9 protein-coding genes are annotated in these 8,592 nt (G+C 65.7%); 3 read left to right on the top strand and 6 right to left on the bottom strand.

Going from position 1 to position 8,592, the window contains the following annotated elements; translation table 11 throughout:
- The coding region (gene purD / locus ACRDU5_RS14575; protein ID WP_526615297.1) for a phosphoribosylamine--glycine ligase at positions 1–1,144 on the bottom strand (1,144 nt) is incomplete at its 3' end.
- Positions 1,145–1,195: 51 nt separating this feature from the next.
- On the opposite strand from purD, the gene ACRDU5_RS14570 reads away from it, so the two are divergent.
- Together ACRDU5_RS14570 and ACRDU5_RS14565 are read left to right on the top strand one after the other, a co-directional pair.
- Positions 1,196–2,425, top strand: coding sequence for a cytochrome P450 (locus tag ACRDU5_RS14570; RefSeq protein ID WP_526615296.1), 1,230 nt, complete (start codon positions 1,196–1,198; stop codon positions 2,423–2,425).
- A 22-nt stretch (positions 2,426–2,447) separates the two neighbouring features.
- A complete protein-coding gene (locus ACRDU5_RS14565) occupies positions 2,448–3,092 on the top strand; it encodes a TetR/AcrR family transcriptional regulator (protein WP_526615295.1) in 645 nt (214 codons plus the stop codon).
- Here ACRDU5_RS14565 and ACRDU5_RS14560 read toward each other — a convergent pair.
- From ACRDU5_RS14560 to ACRDU5_RS14540, 5 genes are read right to left on the bottom strand one after another with little or no spacing between them, the layout of a single operon-like run.
- Complete coding sequence (locus ACRDU5_RS14560) at positions 3,031–4,254, bottom strand: hypothetical protein (RefSeq protein WP_526615293.1); 1,224 nt, start codon at positions 4,252–4,254, stop codon at positions 3,031–3,033. The genes ACRDU5_RS14565 and ACRDU5_RS14560 overlap by 62 nt on opposite strands.
- Complete coding sequence (locus ACRDU5_RS14555; RefSeq protein WP_526615292.1) at positions 4,247–4,687, bottom strand: carboxymuconolactone decarboxylase family protein; 441 nt, start codon at positions 4,685–4,687, stop codon at positions 4,247–4,249. The genes ACRDU5_RS14560 and ACRDU5_RS14555 overlap by 8 nt, the downstream gene beginning before the upstream one ends.
- Before the next feature lie 4 nt (positions 4,688–4,691).
- A complete protein-coding gene (locus tag ACRDU5_RS14550) occupies positions 4,692–5,543 on the bottom strand; it encodes an NAD(P)-dependent oxidoreductase (RefSeq protein WP_526615290.1) in 852 nt (283 codons plus the stop codon).
- On the bottom strand, positions 5,540–6,292 hold the full coding sequence (locus ACRDU5_RS14545; RefSeq protein ID WP_526615289.1) for an SDR family oxidoreductase: 753 nt from the start codon (positions 6,290–6,292) through the stop codon (positions 5,540–5,542). Before ACRDU5_RS14545 ends, ACRDU5_RS14550 begins: the two co-directional genes overlap by 4 nt.
- A gap of 13 nt (positions 6,293–6,305) precedes the next feature.
- Positions 6,306–7,775 carry an aldehyde dehydrogenase gene (locus ACRDU5_RS14540; RefSeq protein ID WP_526615287.1) on the bottom strand — a complete coding sequence of 490 codons (1,470 nt, stop codon included), beginning with the start codon at positions 7,773–7,775 and terminating at the stop codon, positions 6,306–6,308.
- A 187-nt stretch (positions 7,776–7,962) separates the two neighbouring features.
- Between ACRDU5_RS14540 and ACRDU5_RS14535 the strand changes: the two genes are divergently transcribed.
- Positions 7,963–8,571 (top strand): TetR family transcriptional regulator, encoded by a 609-nt coding sequence (locus ACRDU5_RS14535; protein ID WP_526615286.1) that lies wholly within the window; start codon positions 7,963–7,965, stop codon positions 8,569–8,571.
- Positions 8,572–8,592 lie beyond the last annotated feature (21 nt).

The following is an 8,592-nucleotide window of genomic DNA, read 5'->3' as shown; positions in this document are numbered from 1 at the left end:
TCCCGACCACGGACAGCACCCGCCCTCCGGACGAGACGATGTTCCCGTCATCGCGTCGCGCGGTGCCCGCATGCAGCACGCCGTCGGCTTCGGCGCCGACGATCACGTCGCCCACCCGCGGGCGCCCGGGATAGTTTTCGGCGGCCAGCACCACGGTCACCGCGGCGCCGTCACGCCACCGCAACCGCGGCGAAGCGGCCAACTCGCCGGTGGCGGCGGCACGCAGAAATTGGCCCAGCGGGGTGTCCAGCAGCGCCAGCACGGCTTGGGTCTCCGGGTCGCCGAAGCGACAGTTGAACTCCACCACCGCCGGCCCGCGGGACGTGATGGCCAGCCCGGCGTAGAGCACGCCGGAGAACGGGGTCCCTCGCCGAACCAATTCGGCGGCAACGGGTTTGATGATGTCGTCGACGATCTGCGCGGTGACTTCGTCGGGCAACCAGGGCAGCGGGGCGTAGGCGCCCATTCCGCCAGTGTTGGGTCCGGTGTCGCCGTCGCCGACCCGCTTGAAGTCCTGCGCGGGAAGCATCGGCACCACCGTCTCGCCGTCCACGATGCACAGCAGCGACACCTCGGGGCCGTCCAGGAAGGACTCCAGCAGCACCGGATGCCCGGCGTCGAGCAGGCTGGCCGCGTGCGCCCGAGCGGCGTCGCGGTCGGGTGTCACCACCACGCCCTTGCCGGCGGCCAGGCCGTCGTCCTTGACCACCCACGCCGGATCGCCGCCACTCGGACCGAACCGATCCAAGGCAGTGTCCAGGCGTGCCGGGTTGTCGACGACCTCACTGGCCGCGGTGCGGACACCCGCGGCGGCCATGACTTCCTTGGCGAAGGACTTCGATCCCTCGATGGCGGCGGACTCTTTGGTCGGGCCGAAGCACGCGATCCCGGCGGCGCGTACCGCGTCGGCCACCCCGAGCACCAGCGGCACCTCGGGCCCGATCACCACCAGGTCCGCGCCAATCCGCCGGGCCAGCTTCGCGACGGCCTCCCCGGAGGTGATGTCGACGTCATGCTGGTCGGCGATCACCGCAGTACCAGCGTTACCGGGCGCGATCGCCAGGCTCTCTACCTCTGCGTCGTTGCGCAGCGCCTGCAGGAGCGCATGTTCACGGGCTCCGGATCCGATCACAAGAACGCGCACGGTTGCCAAGACTACGGCCATACATTTGACATCAGAGTGTATGGTCGAACTATGACGCAGACCACATGCCCCTTCGGCCAGGGTTTCGACTTCACCGATCCGGACGTCCTGGAAAAGGGCATACCGGTCGCCGAGTTCGCCGAACTGCGCAAGACCGCGCCGGTGTGGTGGAACGAGCAGCCCGATTCGATCTTCGACGACGATGGCTTCTGGGTGATCAGCCGCCACGACGACATCAAGGCGATCTCCCGGGACGGTGACCTGTGGTCGACCAACCGCAAGGGCGCCGTGATGCGGATGCCCGAAGGCACCACGGCCGAGCAGCTGGATCTGACCAAGGCGCTGCTGATCAACCACGATGCGCCGGATCACACCCGGCTGCGCAAGCTGGTGTCACGGCTGTTCACGCCGCGGGCGGTCGCCACCCTCGAGGAGAAACTCGCGTTCGCCGCTCGCGACATCGTCGCCGCCGCGTGGGAGAAGGGGTCCGGAAACTTCGTCGACGACATCGCGATGAGCCTTCCGTTGGTGGCGATCGCCGACCTGATCGGCGTGCCCGAGGCGGACCGCGAGAAGTTGTTTCACTGGACGAACGCGATCATGAACACCGAGGATCCGGACTTCGAGTCGGACTACGTAGCCGCCAATGCCGAGTTGATGGGATATGCCTACAACATGGCCGAGGAGCGCAGGCGCTGTCCGGCCGATGACATCGTGACCCGGCTGATCGAGGCCGACATCGACGGGGAGTCGCTGGATGACGTGGAGTTCGCGTTCTTCGTGATCCTGCTGGCGGTCGCCGGCAATGAAACCACCCGCAACGCGATGACGCACGGCATGAACGCGTTCTTCGACAATCCCGAGCAGTGGGAGTTGTTCAAGCGCGAACGGCCCGACACCGCTGCCGACGAGATCGTCCGCTGGGCCACGCCGGTGCACTGCTTCCAGCGCACCGCGCTGGCCGACACCGAGCTGGGCGGGGTCGCCATCCGCGAAGGGCAACGGGTGGGACTGTTCTACAGCTCCGCGAACTACGACGAAAGCGTCTTTGACAGGCCCTTCGATTTCAACATCCTTCGCGACCCCAACCCGCATCTGGGTTTCGGCGGCAACGGGGCGCACTTCTGCATCGGCGCCAACCTGGCGCGGATGGAGATCAAGCTGATCTTCAACGAAATCGCCGACCAGATTCCGAACATCTCGAAACTGTCCGAGCCGCAACGGCTTCGGTCCGGATGGCTCAACGGCGTCAAGGCGCTGGCGGTCTCCTACCAGGGATAGCCGGCCAAGTAAGGTTTCCGGCATGCGCACTCACGGCTGGTCTGGTTCGGCACCCGCCACCGATGACGAAGCCATCGCGAGAATCCTGGCCGCCGCCGGAAAGGCCATCGACGAGCGCGGCGCCGATTTTTCCATCGCCGACGTCGCGCGGACCCTCGGCGTCACCCGTCAAACGGTCTACCGGTACTTTCCCAGCACCGACGCGCTACTGGTGGACGCCGCCGTGCATGCGGCGACGGGATTCCTGGACCGGCTGGCCGACCATCTGAACGGAATCACCGATCCCGTCGACGCCGTCAGCGAAGGCATCGCCACGGCGCTGGAATGGTTGCCCAAGGACAAGCACATCGGTCTGCTTATCGTCCCTGGACGTGCCGCTCATACCGAATCGGTGACGTCCGACGTCGCCCTGCAATTCGCCAACTCCATGCTGCGGCGCTTCGACGTCGACTGGGCCGGCGGCGGATACACCGATGGTGACCTCGACGAGCTGGCGGAGCACCTGCTGCGGATCATCCAGTCGTTCGTCATCGACCCCGGCCGGCCGCCACGACGCGGCGAGGAGCTCCGCGACTATCTGCGGCGTTGGGTCGGTTCGGCGCTTGTCACAGCACCGTCAGCGGCAGCGACTTCCTCGGCTCGAACACGAACGTCGATCCGCCGCTGATCCTGGTCACCGAGACCTCGCGGAATTCCTTTGCCGCCGTGTCGGTCTCGATCACCTGTGCCGTCCAGTCCGTGTCGGTACCTGTCACCTCAACGTCGAGGTGTGGATCCACGGCGGCGACAATCGCCTGCAGCGGTCGCGTCTCCGACGGACCGGGCAGCGAGACCCATGCCCCGTCCTCATGTGCCGGCGACCTGCGCACCTCGACGGTATCCGGGCCGAATTCGGCGGTCACGTACACGGCCGGGTTGAACATCGGATGCAGCTCGAGCGTGCGGACCGCACCCTCGATCCCGCTCGGCAGATCGAGTGCACGATGGATGCGTTCGGCGGCGATGCCCGCGATGCCGATCAGCTGTTTCGTGCAGATCTCGGTCGCAAGGTCGGTGTTGGTGCCCGCCCGCTTGCCCACAGCGATCACGAACGACAGGTTGAGCAGGTGCATCTGCAGACAGACCTCGTCCGCCATCCGTACCAGCGCCGAGCGTGCGAACGCGGAGAAGTCGAAATCCGACAGCAGCGGACCCGAGTAGTCGGACTCGCCCTCGTCGTCGGGGTTGATCGGGTCGAGTTCCGTTCTGGCGGCACGCGTTCGGCGCAGCACGTCCACTGCGGCGATGCCGCTCACTTCTGGGTAGGACTCGTCGATGATCACGGTCCACCTGCAGTGTGGATGCCGGTCGGCGGGCACCCGCGGCGGGCGGTGGATAGGTCGCACCTGTGCGTGCGGGTTGGTCGCCACCGCGGTGGCGTCGAAAGTGGGGTCCTCGATGTCGTGACACATGCCGCGGACAAAGTCCTCGCCCATCGGCTCGACGTCGAGCAGCGCGCCACAGTGGTCGAGGTGGAACTCGCCGTGCCACCGGTCGTGCACGGTGTAGCGGAAATCCATGAACTGCGGCGGGGCGCCGATGTCGAGCTGCAAACCCTTGAAGATCGTGATGACGTCGTCGCCCTCGTACTTCAACGCCTTCTGCATGCGCTTGGTGTAGATCGGACTGCAGCCGGCCCACTCCTCGATCGCGATCTGCAGCATTTCCGGATGGCCGAAGTTCTTGATGCACCAGGCCATTCCGGAACGGTCGATGAGCTGGCCGATCAGCAGCAGCTCCGGCACCAGCGTCGCCAGCTGGTCCCGGGATAGAGAGGCGTACCTACTCATCGAGGGTCTGTCCGGTATTCATCTTGACCGCTGCGTTGACGTTGGCCTTGCGGTCTGCACCCTCGCCCTTGGCGGCCGCCTTCTTGCGCTTGGCGGTGACGCGGCTGATCACTCCGTTGAGTCCCGAACCCAGCGGGAAGCCGACGTAGTGGGTAAGGAAGACGGCCATCTCCTTCAACTCGGCCTCGGTGAGTTCCTCGTTCTCGAGCGCGGCGTTTACCTGAACCTCCGTCAGATCCTGCAATCCCAGCGCCGTCACCACCGACAGAGTCATCAATCGTTTGTCGCGCATGGACAGCCCGGGCCTGGTCCAGATGGTGCCGAACAGGTGGTCGACGGTGAGGTCGAAGTACTCGTCGCCCTCGATATTGGGCATCTCCCAGGCGTACACCTCGTTCATCTTCTCGAGGCCCTTGCGGCGCAATTCGTCCATGGTGTTACTCCTTTGCGTGCGGCACGCCCAAGCCGGCCGCGAGATTCTTCAGCGCCACCTCGGCCAGCGGCAGCGCGACGTCCACAGTTTCGCCCAACGCCAACGCCAGGCTGAGGTCCTTCTCGCCGAGGCCCCGCGCATGTACGAACGGCTCATAGAGGAAGCTGTCAGGTTCAATGGTTTTCATGTCGTCTCTGACCATGATCGCCCCGGCACCGCTGGTCAGCGCATCCGTGTGGCGCACCACCCGACCCAGCGCCTGCAGATCGATCCCAGCCGTCTCGGCCAGTTTCATCGCCTCACAGGCTGCGGCGTACGACGTGAAGGTCAACATGTTGCGGGCCAGCTTCATTCGCGTTCCCGCGCCGGGAGGGCCAGCGTGGACCACCATCGACGCGAACTGTTTGAATGCCGGCTTGATCCGCTCGTATACCTCGCGATCGGCACCCACCATGGTCGCCAGCTCGCCCTTTTCAGCCGCCGCTCCGCCGCCGCTGACCGGTGCGTCGACGACGTGAATGCCCTGTGGTGCAAGCTGTTCGGCGAGTTTCACCGCGGTGTCGGGGCTGATCGTCGAATGAATCGCGATCACCGTGCCCGGCTTTGCGTTGGCCGCCAGCTCGGCGACCACCTCACGCACCTGCTCGTCGTTGAGAACGGTCACGCTGATGATGCCGGCAGTGGCTACGTCGGCCACGCTGTCGGCCAGCGACGCACCCGCCTCGGCCAACGGCGTCATCGCCTCGACGCGCACGTCGAAAACCTTTACACCGCCAGGCCAATGGACTAGGCGCTTGGCCATCGGAGCGCCCATGCTCCCCAGGCCGATGTACCCCAGTTTGACTTGCTCACTCATGATCGGATGATCTGTCCACCGTCGACATTGAAGATCTGGCCGGTGATCCACTTCGCCTGATCCGACAGCAGGAACAGACACATGCCAACCAGATCGTCGGGTTGGCCCATGCGGGACAGCGGAATGCCCTTGACGATGTCGGCAACCATTTCCTGCGGCGTGGTGGTTCTGTTGGCCTCGGTATCGATCGGTCCCGGCGCGATCGCATTGATCCGGATGTTCATCCCGCCCAGTTCGCGGGACAGCTGCTGGGTCAGGCCGTTGACCCCGACCTTGGCCAGCCCGTAAAAGTTCGCGTACATCCACGCCGCAGTCGACGACTGGTTGACGATCGCCCCGCCGCCGCGCTTGGCCATCTTCTTGTACACCGCCCGGGTGCACACCAGCGCGCCGTCGAGGTTCACGCTCATGAATTTCTTGTAGTAGTCCCAGTCGACGGTGAGCAGCAGGTCCAGTTTCATCCCGCCGAAGATGGCGGCGTTGTTGACCAGATAGTCGATCCCGCCGAACTCGGCCAGCGTGCGGTCGGCCATCGCCTTCGCCGACTCGATATCCGAGACGTCCACCGGCACGCTGATGGCCGTTCCGCCGTCGGCGACGATCTGCTTGGCCACTCCTTCAGCGGCCTCGGCGTTGATGTCGGCGACCACCACGGCGGCGCCCTCACGGGCGAGGGCCTCGGCGTAGGCCTGGCCGATACCGCCACCGGATCCGGTGACGATGGCCACCTTTTCGTCGAATTGACCCATCCTGTCGTTCTCCTTAATCAGCCGCTGTGGCAATGGCTTTGGTTTCCAGATATTCCTCGAAACCCGCGAGCCCCATTTCCCGGCCGATGCCGGATTGCTTGTATCCACCGAACGGCATGTCGGCCGAATACCAGACGCCACCGTTGACATTCACCGTGCCGACCCGCATCCGCGCGGCCACGCCGGCAGCTCGGTCGGAATCGGCGGAGAACACCGTGCCCGACAGGCCGTACGGCGAGTCGTTGGCGATCCGCACGGCGTCGTCGTCGCCGTCGTGGGCGATCACCGTGAGCACCGGGCCGAAGATCTCTTCACGTGCCACCCTGGCGCTGTTGTCGAGTCCGGTGATCACGGTGGGTTCGATGAAGAAGCCGGTGTCGCGATCCGCGGGACGTCCTCCGCCGCAGGCGAACTTGCCGCCTTCTTCGACGGCCGAATCCAGATAGCCCTGCACGCGGTCCCGCTGGCGAGCGGAGATCAGCGGCCCGCAGATGGTGCCCGGGTCTGTGGGATCGCCAGGCTTCAGCGAAGACATCGTCGCCGCCGCCGCCTCGACGGCTTCGTCGTAGCGGGCGCGGGGTACCACCAGCCGGGTGGTGATGGCACAGCCCTGGCCGGCGTGCATTGACGCGGTGAACGCCGACATCGAGCAGGCGCCCGCGAGATCGACGTCGTCGAGGACCAGGAAAGCCGACTTGCCGCCGAGTTCGAGGAAGACCTTCTTCAGCGTGGCGGCGGCGTCGGCCATGACACTGCGGCCGGTAGCCGTCGAGCCGGTGAACGAAACCATGTCCACCCGTGGGTCTTTCGCCAACAACGCCCCGACACCGTGATCACTGGATGTGACGATGTTGACCACGCCCGGCGGGATGTCGGTGTGCTCGGTAATGAGCTGTCCGAGCACAGCGGCGCACCATGGTGTGTCCGGCGCGGGTTTGAGGATGACGGTGTTGCCCGCGGCCAGCGCCGGGCCGAGCTTGGCGAGGTTGATCTGGTGCGGGAAGTTCCACGGCGTGATCGCCCCGACCACGCCGACCGCTTCCCGGGAGATCGTGCGCGCTGACTTGATGCCCATCGGCGATGCGATGCCGAGGTCGGTTTTCCATTGGTATGACTCGGCGGTGTCGGCGCCAAAGCTCAAGTCCTCGATCGGGCCCTCCAGCTGCGCGGCGGAGGTGAGCATCACGGGCGCCCCGACCTCCGCGATGGTCATCTCGCGCAGTTCCTCGACGTTGTCACGCAGCGCTGCTTGCAATTGGCGACTGCAACGCACCCGCAGTTCGGTGTTGGTCGACCAGTCGGTGTCGTCAAAGGCGCGGCGCGCGGCCTCGATGGCGCGGCCCATGTCCTCCACGTCTCCGTCCGCCGCGACGCCGAGCACCTCCTCAGTGGCCGGATTCACCGTCGGGAAGGTGCCGCCGCTGCCCGCGACCAGCTTGCCGTCGATCAGCAGCCGACTCTCGCGGTCCGCCAGGATCCCCATCTAGAACTCCCGTTCAGGTTTCTGGACAACTGTCCGGCTGTATTCCCTCGAACGATAGCCTCAGACGGGTGCGGGCCGCAAGGTCGGGTCACCTGGGACACCTCATCGCATCATGGATATGGCAGTTATCCTGGGATTTCGTCCGCCGGGCTTGCCTGCTGCCGAGTTCGTCGGATAACTTGGACATGTGTCCAGCGATGCAGTGGTTGCGATCACAACGGAGACCGCGACCGAACCTGGCGAAACGCCGCGCAACCGCCGGCAGGAAGAGACCTTCCGCAAGGTGCTCACCGCGGGTGTCGAGATGCTGCGCGAGTCGTCGTATGCCGATCTGACCGTGCGCGCGGTCGCCGCGCGGGCAAAGGTCGCCCCGGCGACGGCCTACACGTACTTCTCCTCGAAGAACCACCTGATCGCCGAGGTCTATCTGGATCTCGTCCGTCAGGTGCCCTATTTCACCGACGTGAACGACGGCACGGCCGCTCGGGTCGAGAAGGCGCTGCGCAGCCTGGCGCTGGTGGTCGCCGACGAACCCGAAGTCGCCGCCGCCTGCACGACAGCGCTGCTGAGCAATGGGGACGCGGCGGTCCGAAAGGTGCGGGAACGTATCGGCGCGGAGATCCACCGCCGCATCCGATCGGCGGTCGGCCCGGATGCCGACTCCCGATTGCTCGCAGCGCTCGAGATGACGTACTTCGGCGCGCTCGTCCAAGCCGGCAGCGGCGCCTTCACCTATCGCCAGATCGCCGACCGGCTCAGCTATGTGGTCGGCCTCATCCTCGGAGAGGACAAATGAGACGAAGCCTTGGAGAAGACG

Origin of the sequence: Mycobacterium sp., from assembly GCF_050701515.1 — a bacterium.
Lineage (GTDB): Bacteria > Actinomycetota > Actinomycetes > Mycobacteriales > Mycobacteriaceae > Mycobacterium.
This window is presented reverse-complemented; position numbering and strand designations above follow the sequence as displayed.

What these genes read in the sequence shown, in the direction of transcription:
- ACRDU5_RS14570 (WP_526615296.1), top strand. Translation starts at nt 1,196, where the DNA reads ATGACGCAGACCACATGCCCCTTCGGCCAGGGTTTCGACTTCACCGAT.
- ACRDU5_RS14565 (WP_526615295.1), top strand. Translation starts at nt 2,448, where the DNA reads ATGCGCACTCACGGCTGGTCTGGTTCGGCACCCGCCACCGATGACGAA.
- ACRDU5_RS14560 (WP_526615293.1), bottom strand. Translation starts at nt 4,254, where the DNA reads ATGAGTAGGTACGCCTCTCTATCCCGGGACCAGCTGGCGACGCTGGTG.
- ACRDU5_RS14555 (WP_526615292.1), bottom strand. Translation starts at nt 4,687, where the DNA reads ATGGACGAATTGCGCCGCAAGGGCCTCGAGAAGATGAACGAGGTGTAC.
- ACRDU5_RS14550 (WP_526615290.1), bottom strand. Translation starts at nt 5,543, where the DNA reads ATGAGTGAGCAAGTCAAACTGGGGTACATCGGCCTGGGGAGCATGGGC.
- ACRDU5_RS14545 (WP_526615289.1), bottom strand. Translation starts at nt 6,292, where the DNA reads ATGGGTCAATTCGACGAAAAGGTGGCCATCGTCACCGGATCCGGTGGC.
- ACRDU5_RS14540 (WP_526615287.1), bottom strand. Translation starts at nt 7,775, where the DNA reads ATGGGGATCCTGGCGGACCGCGAGAGTCGGCTGCTGATCGACGGCAAG.